Origin of the sequence: Arthrobacter sp. Rue61a, from assembly GCF_000294695.2 — a bacterium.
GTDB lineage: Bacteria > Actinomycetota > Actinomycetes > Actinomycetales > Micrococcaceae > Arthrobacter > Arthrobacter aurescens_A.
The window spans coordinates 444,888-464,323 of the sequence record NC_018531.1; the positions used below are offsets into that span (position 1 = coordinate 444,888).

General features: G+C 62.9%; 17 protein-coding genes. 4 read left to right on the plus strand and 13 right to left on the minus strand.

Translation table 11 applies throughout. The features are described 5' to 3' along the window. Positions 1-58 precede the first annotated feature (58 nt). Positions 59-634 (plus strand): GlcG/HbpS family heme-binding protein, encoded by a 576-nt coding sequence (locus tag ARUE_RS02200; protein WP_187329913.1) that lies wholly within the window; start codon positions 59-61, stop codon positions 632-634. A 3-nt stretch (positions 635-637) separates the two neighbouring features. Further along, positions 638-1,348, plus strand: a complete 711-nt coding sequence (locus ARUE_RS02205; protein WP_014920576.1) for an ankyrin repeat domain-containing protein — start codon at positions 638-640, stop codon at positions 1,346-1,348. Here ARUE_RS02205 and ARUE_RS02210 read toward each other — a convergent pair whose 3' ends face one another. Genes ARUE_RS02210 through ARUE_RS02220 form a run of 3 tightly spaced genes read right to left on the minus strand, consistent with a single transcriptional unit; the run spans position 1,349 to position 4,006 of the window. After that, positions 1,349-2,563 carry an acetyl-CoA acetyltransferase gene (locus ARUE_RS02210; protein WP_014920577.1) on the minus strand — a complete coding sequence of 405 codons (1,215 nt, stop codon included), beginning with the start codon at positions 2,561-2,563 and terminating at the stop codon, positions 1,349-1,351. Next, positions 2,560-3,255 (minus strand): 3-oxoacid CoA-transferase subunit B, encoded by a 696-nt coding sequence (locus tag ARUE_RS02215; protein ID WP_014920578.1) that lies wholly within the window; start codon positions 3,253-3,255, stop codon positions 2,560-2,562. Before ARUE_RS02215 ends, ARUE_RS02210 begins: the two co-directional genes overlap by 4 nt. A 19-nt stretch (positions 3,256-3,274) precedes the next feature. Beyond that, the gene (locus ARUE_RS02220; RefSeq protein WP_014920579.1) at positions 3,275-4,006 is read right to left on the minus strand and encodes a CoA transferase subunit A; all 732 of its coding nucleotides are present in this window, start codon (positions 4,004-4,006) and stop codon (positions 3,275-3,277) included. Positions 4,007-4,184: 178 nt separating this feature from the next. Here ARUE_RS02220 and ARUE_RS02225 point away from each other — a divergent pair, with 178 nt between their 5' ends. Next, positions 4,185-4,949 carry an IclR family transcriptional regulator gene (locus tag ARUE_RS02225; RefSeq protein WP_011773229.1) on the plus strand — a complete coding sequence of 255 codons (765 nt, stop codon included), beginning with the start codon at positions 4,185-4,187 and terminating at the stop codon, positions 4,947-4,949. Here the strand turns inward: ARUE_RS02225 and ARUE_RS02230 are convergent. Continuing rightward, entirely contained in the window at positions 4,942-5,514 is a 573-nt protein-coding gene (locus ARUE_RS02230; protein ID WP_011773230.1) for a GNAT family N-acetyltransferase, read from the minus strand. The two genes, ARUE_RS02225 and ARUE_RS02230, sit on opposite strands and share 8 nt — an antisense overlap. A 200-nt stretch (positions 5,515-5,714) precedes the next feature. Here ARUE_RS02230 and ARUE_RS02235 point away from each other — a divergent pair, with 200 nt between their 5' ends. Next, positions 5,715-6,395: a fasciclin domain-containing protein gene (locus tag ARUE_RS02235; protein WP_014920580.1), complete on the plus strand. Its 681-nt coding sequence runs from the start codon at positions 5,715-5,717 to the stop codon at positions 6,393-6,395. Positions 6,396-6,484: 89 nt separating this feature from the next. Here the strand turns inward: ARUE_RS02235 and ARUE_RS02240 are convergent, their stop codons facing one another. From ARUE_RS02240 to ARUE_RS02280, 9 genes are all read right to left on the minus strand, one after another. Beyond that, complete coding sequence (locus tag ARUE_RS02240) at positions 6,485-6,673, minus strand: hypothetical protein (RefSeq protein WP_011773232.1); 189 nt, start codon at positions 6,671-6,673, stop codon at positions 6,485-6,487. 45 nt (positions 6,674-6,718) lie between these two features. After that, positions 6,719-8,746 carry a BCCT family transporter gene (locus ARUE_RS02245; protein WP_011773233.1) on the minus strand — a complete coding sequence of 676 codons (2,028 nt, stop codon included), beginning with the start codon at positions 8,744-8,746 and terminating at the stop codon, positions 6,719-6,721. Between the two features lie 459 nt (positions 8,747-9,205). Then, the gene (locus ARUE_RS02250) at positions 9,206-10,012 is read right to left on the minus strand and encodes an IclR family transcriptional regulator (RefSeq protein WP_011773234.1); all 807 of its coding nucleotides are present in this window, start codon (positions 10,010-10,012) and stop codon (positions 9,206-9,208) included. Positions 10,013-10,116: 104 nt separating this feature from the next. Continuing rightward, positions 10,117-11,445 (minus strand): molybdopterin molybdotransferase MoeA, encoded by a 1,329-nt coding sequence (locus ARUE_RS02255; protein ID WP_014920582.1) that lies wholly within the window; start codon positions 11,443-11,445, stop codon positions 10,117-10,119. Positions 11,446-11,569: 124 nt separating this feature from the next. Further along, the gene (fdhA, locus tag ARUE_RS02260; protein WP_011773236.1) at positions 11,570-12,787 is read right to left on the minus strand and encodes a formaldehyde dehydrogenase, glutathione-independent; all 1,218 of its coding nucleotides are present in this window, start codon (positions 12,785-12,787) and stop codon (positions 11,570-11,572) included. A 147-nt stretch (positions 12,788-12,934) separates the two neighbouring features. Further along, complete coding sequence (locus tag ARUE_RS02265) at positions 12,935-15,253, minus strand: FdhF/YdeP family oxidoreductase (RefSeq protein WP_014920584.1); 2,319 nt, start codon at positions 15,251-15,253, stop codon at positions 12,935-12,937. 10 nt (positions 15,254-15,263) lie between these two features. Next, entirely contained in the window at positions 15,264-16,148 is an 885-nt protein-coding gene (locus ARUE_RS02270) for a bifunctional 5,10-methylenetetrahydrofolate dehydrogenase/5,10-methenyltetrahydrofolate cyclohydrolase (protein ID WP_011773238.1), read from the minus strand. After that, positions 16,145-16,771, minus strand: coding sequence for a cyclodeaminase/cyclohydrolase family protein (locus ARUE_RS02275; protein WP_011773239.1), 627 nt, complete (start codon positions 16,769-16,771; stop codon positions 16,145-16,147). The genes ARUE_RS02270 and ARUE_RS02275 overlap by 4 nt, the downstream gene beginning before the upstream one ends. 170 nt (positions 16,772-16,941) lie before the next feature. Continuing rightward, the gene (locus tag ARUE_RS02280; RefSeq protein WP_011773240.1) at positions 16,942-19,434 is read right to left on the minus strand and encodes a GcvT family protein; all 2,493 of its coding nucleotides are present in this window, start codon (positions 19,432-19,434) and stop codon (positions 16,942-16,944) included. Positions 19,435-19,436: the final 2 nt, after the last annotated feature.

The window sequence follows — 19,436 nt, forward strand, 5'->3', positions numbered from 1 at the left end:
GTGGGGACATTCGCGGAAGCATGGAGCTGTACCCGATGCTTACTACGAGGAGAACACAGTGAAGAAGTCCAAGAAGATGATTGCCGCGGCAGCTGCAGGAGCATTGTTGCTTACCGGCGGAGTGACGGCCGTGGCCAACGCAGTGGCCCCCGCTGGCACGCCTGTTGCAGCGCCCGTGAAGGTTGCCGCAGACGTTCTGCCCGCGCCGGAAAATGTCGTCGCCCAGAACCGCATCTCCGTGGGAGCTTCGAGCAAAGCCGTCAACGCGGCGCTGGCCAAGTGCCAGGCCGACAAGCTGCCGTTCGTGACCGTGGCCTTGGTTGACCGTTTCGGCACCGTCCAGGCCCTCCTTCGCGGTGACAACGCCGCCGAGCACACCATCGAAGCCGCCAAGCAGAAGGCCTACACGGCAGCAGCCTTCGGCGCTCCAACCAGCGAGCTCGCCAAGCGCATCAACGGCAACGGTCCGTCCATCGCCGACCTCCCCGGGACCCTCTTCCTGCCGGGTGGCGTTCCGCTGAAGGTCAACGGCGTTTCCGTTGCGGGCATCGGAGTTGGCGGCGCACCCGACGGCGCACTCGACGAAGCCTGCGCCACTGCCGGCGCCGATGCCTTGGCCGCAGCAGCGAAGTAGCCAATGAACGCCCTCGGTACAAAAGCGCGGGTGGTGGGGGCGGGCGTGCTGGTGCTCGGGCTGCTGTCCGGATGTACGACGGCGGCCCCGTCGCCTTCCAGCCCGACGCCGACTCAAGCAACCCCCACCCACGCCGCGTCGTCGAACGCCGGTCCCGGGCCGGCGTCGTCGGCTGCTGTGCCGGCCCAACAATCAGCGGAAGCCAAACTCTCACCGGAGGCCCAAATCGAAACCGACCGACTCCTCATCCTCGCCGCGAAAGCCAACGACGCTGCGAAGGTCCGCGAACTGATCGCGGCGGGTGGCAACGTCAACGCGAAGGACGAGATTCAGGACTCCGCGTTCCTCTACGCCGGCGCCGAGGGTTTCAACGAGGTCCTGCAGCTGACGTTGGCTGCAGGAGCGGATGTTCGCAGCACCAATCGGTACGGCGGCACTGCCCTGATCCCAGCGAGCGAGCATGGGCACACGGAAACTGTTCGGATTCTGATCGCAGCAGGCGTGCCCGTGGACCACGTCAACAATTTGGGGTGGACCGCCATGCAGGAAGCGATCCTGCTTAACAATGGTGGGCCCAATCAGCAGGACGTGGTCCGGCAACTCCTGGCAGCGGGAGCCACCCCGGACATCCGCGACCCCCAAGGCCGAACCGCCCTGCAGAATGCAGAGCGGCTCGGGTTTACGGAGATCGCGGCGCTGATCCGCAACCGCTAGCTACAGCGCTTCCAGCACACTCACGTAGTTGGCGATGCCCACGCCGCCCATGTTCTGGACGGCGCCGCGGCGGGCGTTGGGCAGCTGCATGTCTCCTGCGGTGCCGCTGAGTTGCATCGCGGCGATGACGTGCTGCGATACGCCCGTCGCGCCCACCGGATGCCCCTTGGCTTTCAGGCCGCCGGAGACGTTGATGGGCAGCTTGCCGTCTTTGTAGACCCAACCTTCAGTGATGGCACGTGCGCCCTCGCCGCGGGGAGTGAGACCCATGGCCTCGTACATGATGAGTTCGGCGATGGTGAAGCAGTCATGCACCTCGGCGAAGTCCAGGTCCTCAATGTCCACGCCCGCCATGCCCAGCGCGCGTTCCCACGAAGCCCTCGTGGCGGCGAACTCGGTGGGGTCGCGCTTCTCTGCGGGGAAGAAGTCGTTGGCGTGGCCGAACCCAGCAAGCCGCACTGGTGCGGTTGCGCCTCCGGTCGCCGACGTGGACAGCACGACGGCGGCAGCACCGTCGGAGACCGGCGAACAGTCGGTGCGGCGCAAGGGTTCGGCCACCATGGGGTTCTTCTCGGAGATGGTCCGGCAGAACTCAACGCCGAAGTCCCGGTGCATTTGGGCGTACGGGTTGTCCATGCCGTTGCGATGGTTCTTGGCGGCGATGGAACCGAGGACGTCGCCGAGGCCATTTTCAAAGCCCGGGCCGTTGATTCCTGCCCCGTACCGCTTGTCGTAGTGCTTGGCGACCTCCGCGAACAGGCCGGTGAAACCGGTGGAGGATGCTTTACCGGCCATCTCGTAGGAAGCACCGAGCAGCGCTGCTCCCACAACGTCCGCGCCGGCGTCGGTCATCTTCTCAGCGCCGATCACCAGGACGTTGCGGGCAGTTCCAGACAGGACAGCTTTAACACCTTGTTGGAACGCCGCGGAACCGGAAGCGCAGGCGTTCTCGGTGCGTGTTGCGGGGACGTTGGCAAGGTCCGCCGACAACTGGAGTGCCAGTGACGACGTAAATCCGAGAGGCTGCATACCGGAGTTGAACTGGCCAAGGTAAATTTCGTCGATGTCCTTGGGGGCCAGCCCCGAGTTGCTGATCGCTTCGCCGGCAACCTGGACGATCAGCGACTCCAACGTCTCATCGCCCAGTTTGCCGAACTTGCTGTGCCCCCATCCGGTGAGCAGGATGTCTTTGCCGAACTGGTCCTTCAGGCTCATGCGTGTGCTCCTTCTAGCGTGGGTTCTTCAGCCGTCAGCGCTACCGTGAACGCCGCGTCGGTCTTGATGCGGATTTCTTCCACCGTGAGGCCCGGTGCGAGGCGGGTCAGCAGCAGCCGCGTGCCGCCGTCGTGCTTCTCTGGATCCGGAACTATATCGAAAACGGCCAGGTCCGTGATGATCCGGTCAACGCATTTGAGCCCCGTGAGCGGGAGCGTGCAGTCGGTGACGATCTTGGCCGAACCGTCCTTGGCGTTGTGCTCGGTGAGGACAACCACCCGGGGCGTCCCGGCCACCAAGTCCATGGCGCCGCCCATGCCTTTGACCATCTTGCCGGGGATGGTCCAGTTGGCAAGGTCGCCGGACCCGGACACCTGCATGGCGCCCAGGATGGCCACCTTCACGTGCCCGCCGCGGATCATGCCGAACGACGTGGCGGAGTCGAAAATGCTGCCACCGGGGGTAATGGTGACGGTTTGCTTGCCGGCATTAATAAGGTCCGCGTCCTCCTCGCCCTCAAACGGGAACGGGCCCATGCCCAGCAGGCCGTTCTCGCTCTGGAGCACCACCCGCACGCCGTCGGGCAGGTTATTGGCCACCAACGTTGGAATGCCGATGCCGAGATTTACGTAGTCGCCGTCGTTCAGTTCTTCGGCCGCAATCGCGGCCATCTGGTCACGTGTCCATGCCATGATGATGTGCTCCTTTGCCTTAGGCCGTCAGTGCTTCAGCGCGCCGTGCCTCCGGGCGCGGGCGGACAGTGCGCTGTTCGATGTCCTTGACCCGGTTGATTGCTTGGACGAGCCGCTGCACGTAGACGCCCGGGGTGTCGATGTGGTTGGGATCCAGCTCGCCCGGTTGCACGATGACCTCGGCCTCGGCGATGGTCACCTTGCCAGCTGTGGCGACCACAGGATTGAAGTTCCGGGCCGTGTAGCGGTACATCAGATTGCCGTCGGTATCGGCGGTGTGGGCGTGGACCAGCGCGACGTCGGCGGTGATGGCGCGCTCGCGGACGTACGTCACGCCGTCGAACTCTTCCAACGGCTTGCCTTCGGCAACCAACGTGCCCACGCCGGTTCGTGTGTAGAAAGCAGGAATGCCGGCGCCCCCGGCCCGGAGACGTTCGGCGAGTGTGCCCTGCGGGGTGAACTCAACCTCGAGCTGGCCAGCGAGGTATTGCTCGGCGAAGAGCTTGTTCTCACCCACGTAGGACGCGATGACCTTCCGGACCTGGCCCGCTTCAATCAGGACCCCAAGGCCCTTGCCGTCCACGCCCATGTTGTTGGAAACGATGGTGAGGTCCTTGGCGCCCGACTCACGGACGGCGTCGATCAGGTCCGCGGGGATACCGCTGAGGCCAAAGCCGCCGACGGCGATGGTCAAGCCGTCTGCCATGAGGTCATGGAGCGCTTGGGCTGCGCTGGTGTGGATCTTGGCCATGCTTGACTCCTCTTTGAGTTTTTTGTGCGTATCCACTTTGTGGACTGAGTTCCTCTGTAGTGGAGCCTAGGGTTCTTGCGGATGCGGGTCAACGGCGGGATGTGTTGGTGACTCACGCTGTGGACGCTACGCTTAAAGGTGTCCATATTGTGGATGAATTATTCGAAAGGGTGCCGTGATGGTTCAGGGAGCACAAGTAGTAGGCCGGGTAGCCCTGCTGCTTCGCCTGGTGGGACGCAAGCCCGAAGGCACCTCATTGGCTGGCTTGGTACGTGAGTCCGGGCTGACCAGGCCAACCGTGCACCGGCTGCTGACGTCGCTGGCTGCTGAAGGGCTGTTGGAGCACGATTCAGACTCTGGAAAATGGGTGCTGGGCCCGGAGATCTTCCTGCTGGGATCCGTAGCTGCTGCACGTTTCCCCATGGAGGACATCGCCCGGCCGTCGCTGCGCCGGTTGGCTGCCGAGACAGGGGAGAGTGCCTTCTTCTCCATACGTCGTGGAAACGAAACCGTGTGCGTGTTGCGGGAGGAGGGCTCGTTCCCCGTGCGTTCCTTCGTGCTGCACGAGGGGGTGCGGTTCCCGCTGGGAGTCGCGTCGGCAGGGACGGCGATCATGGCTTTCCTGCCTCCCGAAGAGCAGGAATCGTTGCTCAACGACTGGCCGGGGCATGCGGGCGACTTTGCCGCGGGACATCCGGCCGGCGTAGTGCGGGACAACCTGGAGCAGACCCGTTTGGCCGGCTACTCCGTAAATCCCGGGCTGATTCTTGAGGGCAGCTGGGGGATGGGCGCTGCAGTGTTTGACCAGCAGGGAAGGCCGGCGTGGGCTCTTTCCTTGACAGGCATTGAGCCAAGATTCCGGCCGGACCGCCAAGAGTTCCTGGGCAAACTGTTGCTCGAGGAAGCGCACCGAATGACCGCGCGGTTACAAGGCGCTAGCTGAGGTCTAGGCGCATGAGCACCCTGGGGAAGCCGTTGAGCACGGACGTCGTTTCCGCGACCTTTGTGAAACCGGCCTTCTCGAACAGTCGGCGGGTGCCCACGTATGCCATGGTCAGATCCACCTTGCCGCCCTTGTTGTCCACGGGGTAACCCTCGATGGCAGGCGCGCCTTGGCTCTTGGCGAAGTCAATCGCCCCACGCAGTAACTCGTGCGAAATGCCCTTGCCGCGATGCCCGGGCCTCACCCGAATACACCAGACCGACCACACGTTGCTCTCATCCACCTGGGGGATCTTGCGGTTCTTCGCAAAAGTGGTGTCCGCGCGCGGGTGAACCGCTGCCCACCCGACTACTTCGTCGCCGTCGTAGGCTAAAACGCCTGGGGGCGGGTCCTTAGCTACCAGCTGCTTCACGAACTTCCCGCGCTCCTGCCTCTGGAGCTCCTGGTTCAGTTTCGACGGGATCCGGTAGCTCAGGCACCAGCACACATTCGCATCGGGGCTCTTGGGCCCCACCATGGTTTTCACGTCATCGAACACCGTCGCGGGTCGAACATCGATTGCCATCCGCCCATCCTGTCACCGGGTTACACCCCGCCGCAGCAATCACGAATAAAAACTTTTTCAATTCGCACCCATCCACCCCGTCCCATCCTCCGAATAGCTGATGAGACACAAACCGCTAGTGAAGCAAAAGCATCACTTTCAGCCCGTGTCCCGCCAACCAATGGATCCAACGCCCTGGTTCCAAAAACAAGGAGAATGACATGTTGTCCACAAAGCGCCCCGCCCTCGCCTTCGTTGGCCTCACTGCAGCCGCCCTTCTCGGACTTACTGCCTGTGGTGGTTCAAGCACCACCAGCACGCCGGCTGCTTCGTCTGCCGCCCCGGAAACCTCCATGGCGGCACCGTCGCCGTCGGCCTCCGCCATGTCCAGCGCTGCCATGGATCCGGCCGCTAACCTTGTGGGCCCCGGCTGCGCCGGTTACGCCGCACAGGTTCCGGACGGTGCCGGTTCGGTAATGGGCATGGCCCAGGACCCGGTAGCCGTAGCAGCATCGAACAACCCGCTGCTCAAGACCCTGACCGCCGCCGTTTCGGGTCAGCTCAACCCCAAGGTTGACTTGGTCTCCACCCTGAACGGCAGCGAATTCACGGTGTTCGCACCGGTTGACGATGCTTTCGCCAAGATCGACCCCGCCACAATCGAGACGCTCAAGACGGACGATGCCCTGCTGAGCAAGATTCTCACCTACCACGTAGTCCCCGGTCAGCTGACCCCGGACCAGATCGTCGGCACCCACAAGACTGTCCAGGGTGGCGAAGTGACGGTTGCCGGCACCAAGGATGCCCTCACGGTTGACGGAGCTTCCAACGTGATCTGCGGCGGTGTTCAGACCGCCAACGCCACGGTTTACCTGATCGATTCAGTGCTGATGCCCAAATAGGCCTTAGCTTCCGCCAGCACTAACAGCAAAGCAGGCGCCGGAATCCGGCGCCTGCTTTGTTGTGTAGGGACTAGCTATTGTGTTGGGCTCTAGCGGCTGAAGTCAGTGTCTACGTAGGAGCCGGCCCGGTTGTGTTCGGACCCGCAGGGGCAGTGGTCAACCTCAATACGCACGGTCATTGGTTTGGATGAGTCCAAGGTAAGAGTCACATCCTTGCCGGCCTGGGCACTGGACTGAGTGTTGAGGCGAAGGGTGCCCTGGGTAGCGATTTTGGACATGGTAAACCTTCCTGATGTCTTAAGTGAGGGTCCGTTGAAGCCGGGCTATTTGTCGTCTGATTCCAGTTGGGGTTTGCCAACCAACGGAATGGTTCCCGTGGGTGTTCCCCCGACGCAGTCGGACTCCGTGCATTTTTCAGCGCAATCGTGCTTGGTGACGAGGTCGAACTGAACGCCGCCGTGTTGTTCGACGCCCGTCCGGATGGCTCGTTCCACCACTGAAGTGGCCAAGCGCTTGTGCAACTGCAGCGGGTCGCGGCGGAGGTCTTTGACCAGTGCGAAACAGAGCAGCAGCATGACGATCACGAAAGGCAGCGCCGCCACGATGGTTACTCTTTGCAGGCCTGACAACGCTTCCGATGGTTTATCGCCGCCTGCAAGCAGCATGACTGCTGCCACTGCGCCGGTGAGGCTTCCCCAGAAGATCACCACTCCTCGACGCGGGTGCTCGGCACCATTGGAACTGAGGGATCCCATCACGATGGAGGCTGCGTCGGCGCCGGTGACGAAGAATATCGCCACCAGGACCATGGCCAGGACAATGACGGCTGCGGTCAGCCAACCAGGCATGCCAAGGTTCTTGACCAGATCGAAGAGCGCGCCGTCGAAGTTGATGGAGGGCGCGCCGTCCACCATGGTTACAAGGCCCGGTGTGCCGGCTTTGTCAGCTTCTTGCTGGACGTGGAACGCAGCCCCGCCGAAAATGCCGAACCAGATGACGCTGACAACGCTGGGCACCAGCAGGACGCCGGTGACGAATTGGCGGATGGTGCGGCCACGGCTGATGCGGGCGATGAACATTCCGACGAAGGGCGTCCAGGAGATCCACCAAGCCCAGTAGAAGATGGTCCAGCTGGTCATCCAGCTGCGCAAGGAGTCGTCTCCCACAGCTTCGGTCCGTGAGGACATTTCGGCGAGGTCCCTGGCGTAGTCACCCACGGCGGAAGGGATGAGATTGAGGATGAACAGGGTGGGACCGGCAACGAACACAATAAGGGCCAGGACAACCGCCAACACCATGTTGATGTTGGAGAGCCACTGGATGCCGCGGCTGATGCCTGAAACAGCGGATGCCACGAAGCAGAAGGTCAGAATCGCGACGATGACCACCAGCACGGGAGTGCCGACCTCACCCAGCCATCCATTGGATGTCATGCCGCTGCCGATCTGGAGTGCGCCGAGGCCCAGTGAGGCGGCGGTTCCGAAGAGCGTGGCGAAGATGGCCAGGATGTTGATGAACTTCCCAAGCGGACCTTCCACCATGCGGATGCCGAAAAGCGATGTGAAGGCTGCGGAGACCAGTTGCTTGCGGCCCAGCCGGTAGGTGCCGTAGGCCATGGCGATGCCGACCACTGCGTACATGGCCCAGGGGTGCAAGGTCCAGTGGAAGATGGACGTGGCCATGGCCGTCTGGATGGCTGCTGGTGTGCGGCCGTCTACGGTGCCCGGGGGCGGTGAGATGTAGTGGTACAGCGGTTCAGCCACACCGTAGAACATGAGCCCGATGCCCATGCCTGCGGCGAACATCATGGCTACCCAGGAGATGGTACGGAACTCAGGCTTCTCTCCGTCTTTGCCCAGCGGGATGTTGCCAAACTTGCCGAGGGCAAGCCACAGGACGAAGACGACGAACAATGATGCGAGGACCATGAACAGCCAGCCCGTGTACTCCATGACCCAGTTCAGGGCGCCTTTGGAGGTCGCGGAAAGGCTGTCCCTTCCGACGAAGCCCCAGACCACGAAGGCGACGGCGATGGCGCCTGTGATCCCGAAGGTGACTTTGTCGAGAGTAAGTTTGCGGTTCCGACGGGCCGAAACGGCCTGCTCGGTCTTGGCGTGGCGCAGCTCTTCCATGATCTGTTCGTACTCTTCAGAATCGGGAAGGATTTCTGCGCCTCCGTCCTCAGCGTCGAGGGCTGCCAAGGTGGTGTCGGGGGAGACGCTGATGACTTCTTCAGGGTTCTCCGCGCGGGCGGGGTTGGTTGGGCTGGCTGCAGCCGGGGTACCTGCCACGTGTCCGTTGGCAGGTATTTCCTCGGGTGTCAGCGGTTTTGTGTCACTGTTTATAGCCATGAGCGGGTCCTTTGCTCGGCGTGTCATGAGCCTGCGTTTCTGCGAGGCCTTGGTAAATGGATCGGCGGGAAGGTTGGGGCTTCCTCCGATCCGATGATCATGGCGGGCCGTGGCGCCTCCCCGAGTGCGCGGTCACGGAGCGGGCAGGCGATAGGGATGATTCACCTCTTCTGGTTCGTGGGACGGGGGCGGCTGAGTCGTCGGTCGATGCTCCAGGGCGTGTTCCGCAGGAATCAACAACATCCGCGCTATGCAACAGAGTGCGCTCCGTCACATCCAAAGTCAAGGGTTTCCTGCTCTTTAACAGCAAATTGATATATCAATTGGCTGGAAGAGAAACGTTGCGTATCATGGGTGGGGTTGCGAATAACGCGTCCCTGATGGCGTCAGTGGACAGCGAGCGTCACTCCGGCGAGCTTCGTTCCGGAAAGTAGTGAGGGTATGGCTGAGCCGCGGTAGCTAGCGCGGCCTGTAGCCCATACGGGCACTGATGGTCAGTCCCGCCTCCCGGAGGCTCTTGATGAGCCCTGGCTGTTCCTCGGGTGAAAAGCGGAACGCCGGACCGGAAATGCTGACGGCGGCAATGACGCTGCCCGCGTGGTTGAAAATGGGCACAGCAACGGCAGTAAGGCCGATTTCAAATTCTTCGTGGACTGTGGCGTACCCGTTGCGGGCCACGTCGAGCAGCTGCTTTTCCAGCTCCCCGCGGTTTGTCACGGTTCGTGGCGTTCGTGCGGGCAGGCCCACTGCCTTGAAGACCTGGGTTCTTTCGTCGGCGGTCAGTGCAGCAAGGAGAACCTTGCCGCTGGACGTTGCGTGCAGCGGCGTCAAGCTGCCCACCCAGTCGTAAGTGGCCAGTGTGGAGGGCCCCATCGCCTGATCCACGTTGACAGCGTAGTTGGACCTCAGGACGGCCAGGTTGACGGTTTCCTTGTACTCGGCTGCCAGTGCTTCAAGGACTTCCCGCGCCTCATGCACCACGCTTAGCCTGCCCGGAATGGACGATGCGAGGCGGAGGATCCCAAAGCCCAGCTGGTACTTGCCGCGCTCACTGTTCTGCCGGACGATGTCGCGGTTGACCAAGGAGCCCACCAGCCTGGACACGGTGGATTTGTGAATGCCCATTTCTTCTGCGATTTCGCTCACTCCGGCATCGCCTTCGCGGGCCAGGATTTCCAGGATCTGGAGCGCACGGTCCACAGATTGGACGCCGCCGCCTTGGGCGTCTGCGCCCTTGTCAGTGTCCGCGTGGTTGCGTTCGGCCATGATGCCCCGTGTCGTTGTCCAGGCAGGTCGCCTTGGGCTGATAACCCTGTCCGGCCTGCACCCTCGTCTTTCCTCATCCTAGACGGAGTTTTGCAGGGACCCTTTCACACCATGGGGACTCGTGTCCGGACTTCGGAACTGAAGGATGTCGTCCACGGCAGCGGCAGGACCTGAACAGGCGTGCCAGCTGCTGCACCGGCAGGGGGAACAGCCATGTATCCGTCTGCCCAAGCAAGACCCCGCATCATGCCTGGACCCGTGTGGGAGGCGGGGAACACGAGGTCGTGGACAAGGGTGCAGGGCACGAGCCGGGTCCGTCCCGGGTCCGGATCGATGTCCGCGCCCGACGTCATCAGGACGGCACTTTGGAGAGGCCGGTTTCCCAAGGCCGCCAACAGGGGTTCGCCCAAGGTCATGAGTGCCATCATGGCGGCCAGGGGATTTCCAGGGAGCCCGATGACAAAGCGGCCATCGGGAAGTTCCGCCATCACCGCCGGATGACCTGGCCGCATGGCGATTCCGTCCAGCAGGAGCCGGCCACCGAGTGCCGCAATGGCATCGCGGAAGTGGTCTGTCCCTGATTTCCCCGTTCCGCCGGTAGTGATCGTCACGTCGGGCAGCGGGCCCGCCTGACCGCCGGCCAGCGAGCCCGCCTGACCGCCGGCCAGCGAGCCCGCCTGACCGCCGGCCAGCGCCGCAAGCCACTCGTCGTACGAGTCGCCTATCCTGATCTGGCCACGGGGCTCCCCGCCCAATTGCGAAATGACAGTATCCAGCTGCGGGCCGAACGCGTCGCGGACCTGTCCCGGCGCGGGCTCACCTGAGGTCACCACTTCCGAGCCGGTTAGTACGACGGCGACACTCGGCTTGGGCTGTACCTGCAGTTCGTCGCTCCCCGCCACCGCAGCCAGGGCAATGTGGGCAGGATTGAGGAGCGTTCCGGCAGGTATGAGGACCTCGCCTGCGGATGCTTCCTCTCCGGCAGGACGTATGTGCCGGCCAGGCAGTGTTTCTCCGAGCTTCGCGTCAGGTTTGAGTGTCAGCTGGCGGGCGCCGCCAGCTCCGTCAACAACCACGCCGCTTTCCTTGCGCAGGACGGCTGCGGCGCCTGCAGGGATCAATCCTCCCGTGGCGATGACGCTTGCTTCTCCCGGTGACAGCGGCAGCCCCGCCGTCGTCATTACCCACGGACCGTTGCCGTTGATGGCCCAGCCGTCCATGGCGGACGACGCGTAGTGCGGGAGATCCTGGGACGCTGTGATGTTGGCGGTGAGCGTGCGTCCGATCGCGTCGGCGGGGCGCAGGTTCAGCGGTGGGAGCGGGCCGGCACAGTGGTATGCCAGCTGCCGGGCCTCGGCCCAGGATGGGGCATGCCTTCGTTCGGCCGAAACCGTGGGGCCGGGAACGTCGATGAAGGTAGCTTGTGCAAGCATGGTTGTCCGCTTCCTGAGGTGGTGCTGCTGGTATGACGCAGATACCGGGGACTGCACGGCCTTCCCGTAATTCTTGCCGCGCAGTCCCCGGTATCCGTGTGGTGCGTACTGAGTCTGGTTCGTACTACGCCTTCACGTAGCCGTTGGGGTTCAGCACGAACTTTGTTGCCGCGCCCGCGTCGAATTCGGCGTAGCCGCGCGGAGCGTCTTCGAGCGGGATGGCTTTGGCGTTGACTGCCTTGGCGATCTGGACCTTGTCATGGAGGATGGCCATCATCAGCTGACGGTTGTACTTCATGACCGGGCATTGGCCGGTGGTGAAGGACAAGGACTTGGCCCAGCCCGTGCCCAGGGACAGCGAAAGGGAACCGTGCTTGGCTGCGTCGTCTATTCCGCCCGGGTCGCCCGTGACGTAGAGGCCCGGGATACCCAAGGATCCGCCGGCGGCCGTGATGTCCATGAGGGAGTTCAATACGGTGGCCGGAGCCTCGTGGGAGGCATCCTTACCGTGCCCGCGGGCTTCGAAACCAACCGCGTCCACGCCGCAGTCCACCTCAGGCACGCCGAGGATCTGTGCGATCTGCTCCTTCGGATCGCCGTTGGACACGTTGACGGTTTCGCAGCCGAAGGAGCGCGCCTGTGCCAGGCGGTCCTCGTTCATGTCGCCCACAATCACGACGGCGGCGCCAAGCAGCTGAGCGCCGACGGCAGCAGCAAGGCCCACGGGCCCGGCACCTGCCACGTAAACGGTGGAGCCTACGCCCACGCCGGCGGTGACGGCGCCGTGGAAGCCGGTGGGGAAGATGTCCGAGAGCATGGTCAGGTCCATGATCTTTTCCAGGGCCTGATCGCGGTCCGGGAAGCGCAGCAGGTTCCAGTCGGCGTAGGGAACCAGGACGAACTCTGCTTGTCCGCCCACCCAGCCTCCCATGTCGACGTAGCCGTAGGCGCTGCCGGGGCGGTCGGGGTTGACGTTGAGGCAGATGCCGGTCTTCTGTTCTTTACAGTTCCGGCAGCGGCCGCAGGAGATGTTGAACGGCACGGAGACGATGTCGCCCACCTTGATGAACTCGACGTCGGGCCCTACTTCCACCACTTCGCCGGTGATTTCGTGGCCGAGGACCAGGTCCTGCGGGGCTGTGGTGCGACCCCGGACCATGTGCTGGTCCGAACCGCAAATATTGGTGGTCACGGTTCGCAGGATCGCGCCATGCGGCACTTTCCGCCCGACGTTGGCTGGGTTGACGCCCGGCCCGTCCTTGAGCTCAAACGTTGGGTAGTCAGTGTCAATGATCTCCACGACACCAGGTTCCTTGTAGGCGACTGCTCTGTTTCCTGACATGGTCACTCCCTATTCTTTGGCTGTTGCTGAAATGTGCTGCCCAATGATCCGAAAGCGGTGCTTCGATGAGGAAATACCTCCCCAGGTTTCAGGCCACCGAAGCACCATTCACGGACCATCGGACATGTGGACAACTCTGTTGTGGATCTACGCCTTTTCCATCCTGATGATCACGGACTTTGACGTAGGCGTTCCGCTGGTATCCGCCACGGAATCCAAAGGCACCAGGACGTTGGTTTCCGGGTAGTACGCGGCCGCGCAACCCTTCGGCGTCGAATACGACACGATGCGGAAGTTCTCGGCTCGCCTGTCCGTTCCTTGGAACTCGGAGATGAGGTGCACCATGTCTCCGTCAGCAAAACCCAGCTCGCTGATGTCCTGGGCGTTGACGAGCACTACGCGTCGGCCGCCGTGGATACCGCGGTAGCGATCGTCCTTGCCGTAAATAGTGGTGTTGTACTGGTCGTGTGAGCGCAGGGTTTGGAGGACCAGCCGGCCGGGCGGGATCTTGATGAACTCCAGTTCATTGCCCGTGAAGTGTGCCTTGCCGGACGTGGTGTCAAACTTCCTTGCATCGCGCGGCGGGTGTGGCAGCACAAAGCCGCCGGGATGTTGGATCCGCGCTTCGAAGTCTTCGAAACCATCAAAGACTGCTTCGATGTGCTTCCGGATCAGCGAGTAGTCATCCCGCAGTGAGAGCCACGCGGCCTGGGGTGTGTTGGGCAGGCGATGGTGGCCATCGGTGAACAGCCTGTGTGCCAGATTGCAGACAATTGCCACTTCAGAGTGGAGGTGGTCACTTGCGGGCTTGAGACGTCCCCGTGATGCGTGAACGGCGCTCATGGAGTCTTCCACGGTGACCCGCTGGTCGCCTGTCCGCTGGGTATCCTTCTCGGTGCGCCCGAGTGTGGGCAGGATCAGCGCCCGTCGACCCGTGGACAGGTGCGAGTGGTTCAGTTTTGTGGAGATTTGAACGCTCAACCGGGTCTTGGCCAGTGCCTGCTCGGTGACCTCTGAATCAGGGGCAGCCCGGACGAAGTTGCCACCCATACCCATGAAGAACCGGACTCGGCCGTCCCGCATGGCGCGGATGGCGGCCACGGTGTCATAGCCGTGCTCGCGGGGAGACCGGAACTCGAACTCCTGGTCCAAACGGTCATGGAACGTTTCCGGCATTTTCTCGAAGATGCCCATGGTGCGGTCGCCTTGGACGTTGGAGTGTCCGCGCACAGGGCAGACGCCCGCGCCAGGCTTGCCGATGTTCCCTTGGAGCAGCAGGACGTTGACCACGTCCCGCAGGGTGGGTACGGAATGCTTGTGCTGGGTCAGTCCCATGGCCCAGCACACGATGGTTGCGCTGGAGGCGAGCAGCCGCTCACCCGTCGAACGAATCTGCTCCAACGTGAGGCCCGTTGCCTCCACAATGTCATCCCATTCCACCTTTTCTAGGTAGCGGAGATAGTCATCAATACCCACGGTGTGGTTGTTGATGAACTGGTGGTCCAGGACCGTCTCCAAGCCTGGGGTCTTCCGACCGTCAGCTTCAGCCTCCAGAAGGTACTTGCCCAGACCTTGGAAGAGGGCCTGATCGCCGCCGGCGCGGATCTGCAGGAAGTCGTCCGTCAGCTGGGTCCCCTGAATCATGCCGGCCACGTGCTGGGGGTTTTCAAAGTGCAGGAGCCCGGCTTCGGGAAGCGGGTTGACGGAAACGATGACCGCGCCGTTTTTCTTCGCCTTTTCCAGAGCACTGAGCATGCGGGGGTGGTTGGTACCGGGGTTCTGGCCTGCCACGAAGATCAGCGATGCCGTCTCCAAGTCCGTCAGGCTGACAGATCCCTTGCCGATGCCGATGGTTTCAACCAGCGCGGAGCCGGAGGATTCATGGCACATGTTGGAGCAGTCCGGGAGGTTGTTGGTGCCCAGGCCGCGAACCAAAAGCTGGTAAACAAATGCTGCTTCGTTGGAGGTCCGGCCGGAGGTGTAGAAGACCGCTTCATCAGGGTGTTCCATGCCCCGCAGTTCCTCGGCCATGAGGTCATAAGCGTCGTCCCAGTCGATGGGTTTGTAGTGGGTTGCGCCTTCGTCAAGGAACATTGGATGCGTGAGCCGGCCTTGCTGCCCCAGCCAGAAGTCATCGCGGGTCTTGAGATCGGCAACGGAGTGCTGGGCAAAGAATTCCGGTGTGACGCGGCGACGGGTGGCTTCCTCTGCCACGGCTTTGGCGCCGTTCTCGCAGAACTCCGCGGCGTTGCGCTTTTCGTGCTCGGGCCAGGCGCAACCCATGCAGTCGAACCCATCGAGCTGGTTCACCGCGAGCAGGGTTTGCACGCTGCGCAGTGGGCCCATCTGTTCGAGTGAGATTTTCAAGGCGTTGGCAACAGCCGGGATGCCCACTGCCTTGGTTTTGGGCTTGGTGACGGTCAGCTTTGACTCGTCAATGTTCTCGCGGGGGGCTTTGGACGCCATGGGAAATCCTTCAGATCCGGGAAGTGGAAGCAGTCAGTAAGCCGCTGCGGGACTGCTGCCGGGCGGCTTCGACGGTGTGCAGCAGCAGGAGCGCAGTGGTGACTGATCCTACGCCTCCCGGGACAGGACTCAACCCGGCTGCAACGCCGGTGACGCTGGCCTCGTCAACGTCACCCACCAGGGAGCCGTCGGGAAGGACGTTCGTGCCGACGTCGATCACTACAGTTTCGGGGGAGAGGTGGCTGCCCTTCAGCAGTCCCGTTCGCCCTGCGGCGACAACCACGACGTCGGCTGGCTGGGTATAGCGTTCCAGCGGTCCCGATTTGGAATGACAGATGGTGACGGTCGCGTCCCTTTCGAGGAGGAGCAGGGACAGCGGCTTGCCCACCACGGCGGAACGTCCGACGACGGCCACGTTCCGTCCCGCTACCGGGATCTGGAAGTGGTCCAGCAACTCCACCACGGCCTGGGCAGTAGCGGGCGCGAAGGCGGGCTGCCCCACAGCCAAGCGGCCCAGGCTGAGGGGATTGGCACCGTCGATGTCCTTTTCCGGAGCGATGAGGCCCACCAGCCGGTCAGCGCGGACGGCAGCCGGCAGGGGAGTCTGAAGGATGATGCCGTGAACGGTTGGTTCTGCGCTGAGGTCCGCCAGGACACTGGCCAGAACCTGCTCGGTGGCGTCGTGGCCAAGATCGATGATCCTGCAGCCGATGCCTGCACGCCCGGCGGCACGCTCAATGGAACGGACGTACCAGTGAGTGGATTCGTCGTCCGTTGCCACAACAACAGCCAGGACCGGCCGGACGCCCTCATCATCCAAGAGAGCCGTTTCCTCGTGGGCGCGCTGCTGGATGATGGCAGCGAGCGGCTTGCCGGAAAGGACTTCGGTGGTCATGACAGGATCCTTTCGCGGACACGCTTCACCAGGGCATCGACGGCGAGAACCACTTTGTCCTCAATCCCGTCCGTCTGCTCCGCCAAGCGGGAACGGGCTTCGCCGGGCTTGATGGCCACTACGTTGATGTCGATGTTGACCCGGGCCGTGGTGGCAGCTGCGCGGGCTGCATCGGCAGCAGCGGCGATGTCACTGATGACGTTGGGATTGGCTACGTCGAACAGTTCCGTAGCAAGGTCCACCACTTCGCCGGCAACGTTGATGAGCTGCGCGGGGGTATGGGCAGCCTGGACCAGGGCTTCCTGGATGGCTGCTGTGCGGGCGGCCTTGAGTTCTTCCGTGCCGGACGGGAGCTTGTAGGAGTCGATGACGGATTGGAAGGCGTGCTCGTCCGCGTCCGCGAGACGCAAGGCTTCCACCACCAGGTGGTCGGCGGCGCTGGTGATCCGGGTGACCAGTGCGGCATGTTCCTCATATTTTGCGCCGGTGGTGTATCGGGCCACCATGGCTACCAACGCAGCACCTTGGGCCGCGTGCAGTGCCGCGGCCGCGCCTCCGCCGGGTGTGGGCTGACGTGAAGCAAGCCTGGAGAGGTAATCACTAATGGTTTCTGAACTGATCATGGGTCTTCCTGGCTGACTGAAGAAGAAGGCTGACTGAAGAAGAAGGCTGAGTGAAGAAGAAGGCTGAGTGAAGAAGAGAGCTAACTAAGAAAAGGGAAAGCTGCGGCCCGGACCCTGTCAGTGAGGGGGGAATAGGTCCGGGCCGCATGCTGTCGTTGGCCGTGAGGCTCTTAGCCGCGGAGCCGGCTCATGGTGGGGTCGTACAGCGGATCCTCGGTGACGGTCGCCTGGATGCGGCGTCCGAAGTACTCGATTTCCACGGAGTCTCCCAGGGACACTGCAGCGGGCAGGTAGGCGTAGGCAATCGGCTTGCGGACCGAGTAGCCGTAGGCCGCGCTGGTGACGTAACCCACCGCCTGGTCCTTGTAGAACACCGGTTCCTTACCCAGCACAAGGCTCCTGCCGTCGTCGACAGTCAAGCAGCGCAGGCGGCGGGCCGAGCTTTCCTCGCTGCGCCCTTCCAAGGCGGCTTTGCCGACGAAGTTCTCCTTGGTCATCTTCACCGCGAATCCAAGGCCGGCCTCATACGGGTCATGCTCGGTGGTCATGTCCGAGCCCCAGGAGCGGTAGCCCTTTTCGAGTCGCAGCGAGCTGAAGGCGGCACGGCCGGCGGCGATGACGCCGAACGGCTGGCCGGCCTTCCACAAAGCGTCCCAGAGGCGCTGCCCGTTGTCGGCACTGGTGTAGAGCTCCCAGCCGAGTTCGCCCACGTAGGAGAGCCGCATCGCAGTGACAGTGACGCCTCCGATGGTCACCTTCTTGGCACGGAAGTACTTCAGGCCGTCATTTGAGAAGTCGTCGCTGCTCACCGTGCTGATGAGGTCACGGGCAAGGGGTCCCCACAAACCGATGCAGCAGGTGCCACCCGTTGTGTCCCGAACCTGGACCCAGTCTCCGGCGCCTCCATTTTCGGTCTGGTGCCGGGCCGCGCGCTCGAAGTAGGCGGTGTCCATGTTGCCGTTGGCGCCAAGCTGGAAGGTGTCTTCGCTCAGGCGGGCCACGGTGATGTCGCTTCGCACGCCACCGGCTTCATCCAGAAGCAGGGTATAGGTGACGGCGCCGGGCTTCTTGGCAAGGTCGCCGGTGGTGAGTTCCTGCAGCAACTTCAAGGCTCCCGGGCCGGAGACCTCAAGGCGCTTCAGCGGGGTCATGTCATACATGGCCACCGCGGTGCGGGTCTTCCAGGCCTCGGCGGCAGCAATGGGAGAGCTGAACATTCCGGACCACGCATCACGGGCCGGGGGCTGCCAGTCGTCCGGCATTTCCTTGAGGAGTTCGGCGTTGGCCTCGAACCAGTACGGACGTTCCCATCCGGCGCCCTCAAGGAAGTAGCCGCCCAACTGCTTGTGACGTGCGTGGAACGGGCTGACGCGAAGGTTGCGGGGAGAGAGCTTGGGCTGAAGCGGGTGCATCACATCGTAGATTTCCACGAAGTTCTGCTGGGAGGTCTCACTGACGTATTCGGGCGTCAGCTGGACCTCTTCGAAGCGGTGGATATCGCAGTCTCCAAGATCGATCTGGGACTTGCCGGTGGTCAGCAGTTCGGCAACGGCGCGGGCAATGCCGGCTGAATGGGTGACCCATACGGCCTCGGCCACGAAGAAGCCGTCCACTTCCTTGGATTCGCCCACCAGGGAGCCGCCGTCCGGCGTGAAGGAGAAGATGCCGTTGAAGCCATCTTCGATTTCGCTTTCGCGCAGTGCCGGCAGGATCTGCTTGGTTGCTTCCCACGCGGGCAGGAAATCTTCCAGCGTGAAGTCAAGGCGGGAGGGCATGTTGTGTTCGCTGATGCTGCTGGGTTCGTAGCTGCCCAGTTCGTCCAGGTCCACGGGCATGGGTCGGTGTGCGTAGGAGCCAATGCCGTAACGGTCACCGTGCTCGCGGTAGTAGAGGTCCTGGTCTTGGTGACGCAGGATGGGCAGCTGGGCTCCGTTGGGCAGCTCGTTCTTGCCCTTTTGTGCCGGCACGGGAGTGGTCTTGACGTACTGGTGTGCCAGCGGGAGGAGGGGAACGGACATCCCGATCAACTCGCCTACCTTCGCACCCCAGAAACCGGCACAGGAAACCACGATGTCCGCGGGGATCACGCCGTCGGCGGTCTCGACGCCGGTCACGCGGCGGTTTGACTGCTCGATTCCGGTGACCTCGGTGTTGCCGATGTACTTCACGCCCGCGGCCTCCGTGCGCTTGATCAGCAGCTGGACGGCGCGGGCTGCAAGCGCCAGGCCATCGGTGGGGACGTGGAGGCCACCCAGGATGTCTTCCTCATTGATGAGCGGGTACAGCTCCTTGCATTCCTCGCGGGAGAGGATCTTGCCGTCGATGCCCCACGCTTGTGCGTAGCCGAGCTTGCGTTTCAGGTCAGCCAGGCGGGTCTCGGTGGTGGCAACTTCCAGGCCGCCCACCTGGTTGAAGCAGCTTTGGCCGTCCTCCGTAAGGGACAGAAGCTTTTCCACCGTGTACTTGGCGAAGAGTGCCATGGACTTTGAAGGGTTGGTCTGGAAGACCAAGCCGGGTGCGTGGGACGTGGAGCCACCGGGCATGTTCAGGGGTCCCTGATCAAGGACCGTGATGTTGTTCCAACCGCGGGTGACCAGTTCGTCGGCGAGGTTGGTGCCGACGATCCCGGCGCCGATGATGACAATGCGAGGCGTCGATGTCATGA

What these genes read in the sequence shown, in the direction of transcription:
- ARUE_RS02205 (WP_014920576.1), top strand. Translation starts at nt 638, where the DNA reads ATGAACGCCCTCGGTACAAAAGCGCGGGTGGTGGGGGCGGGCGTGCTG.
- ARUE_RS02210 (WP_014920577.1), bottom strand. Translation starts at nt 2,563, where the DNA reads ATGAGCCTGAAGGACCAGTTCGGCAAAGACATCCTGCTCACCGGATGG.
- ARUE_RS02215 (WP_014920578.1), bottom strand. Translation starts at nt 3,255, where the DNA reads ATGGCATGGACACGTGACCAGATGGCCGCGATTGCGGCCGAAGAACTG.
- ARUE_RS02220 (WP_014920579.1), bottom strand. Translation starts at nt 4,006, where the DNA reads ATGGCCAAGATCCACACCAGCGCAGCCCAAGCGCTCCATGACCTCATG.
- ARUE_RS02225 (WP_011773229.1), top strand. Translation starts at nt 4,185, where the DNA reads ATGGTTCAGGGAGCACAAGTAGTAGGCCGGGTAGCCCTGCTGCTTCGC.
- ARUE_RS02230 (WP_011773230.1), bottom strand. Translation starts at nt 5,514, where the DNA reads ATGGCAATCGATGTTCGACCCGCGACGGTGTTCGATGACGTGAAAACC.
- ARUE_RS02235 (WP_014920580.1), top strand. Translation starts at nt 5,715, where the DNA reads ATGTTGTCCACAAAGCGCCCCGCCCTCGCCTTCGTTGGCCTCACTGCA.
- ARUE_RS02240 (WP_011773232.1), bottom strand. Translation starts at nt 6,673, where the DNA reads ATGTCCAAAATCGCTACCCAGGGCACCCTTCGCCTCAACACTCAGTCC.
- ARUE_RS02245 (WP_011773233.1), bottom strand. Translation starts at nt 8,746, where the DNA reads ATGGCTATAAACAGTGACACAAAACCGCTGACACCCGAGGAAATACCT.
- ARUE_RS02250 (WP_011773234.1), bottom strand. Translation starts at nt 10,012, where the DNA reads ATGGCCGAACGCAACCACGCGGACACTGACAAGGGCGCAGACGCCCAA.
- ARUE_RS02255 (WP_014920582.1), bottom strand. Translation starts at nt 11,445, where the DNA reads ATGCTTGCACAAGCTACCTTCATCGACGTTCCCGGCCCCACGGTTTCG.
- fdhA (WP_011773236.1), bottom strand. Translation starts at nt 12,787, where the DNA reads ATGTCAGGAAACAGAGCAGTCGCCTACAAGGAACCTGGTGTCGTGGAG.
- ARUE_RS02265 (WP_014920584.1), bottom strand. Translation starts at nt 15,253, where the DNA reads ATGGCGTCCAAAGCCCCCCGCGAGAACATTGACGAGTCAAAGCTGACC.
- ARUE_RS02270 (WP_011773238.1), bottom strand. Translation starts at nt 16,148, where the DNA reads ATGACCACCGAAGTCCTTTCCGGCAAGCCGCTCGCTGCCATCATCCAG.
- ARUE_RS02275 (WP_011773239.1), bottom strand. Translation starts at nt 16,771, where the DNA reads ATGATCAGTTCAGAAACCATTAGTGATTACCTCTCCAGGCTTGCTTCA.
- ARUE_RS02280 (WP_011773240.1), bottom strand. Translation starts at nt 19,434, where the DNA reads ATGACATCGACGCCTCGCATTGTCATCATCGGCGCCGGGATCGTCGGC.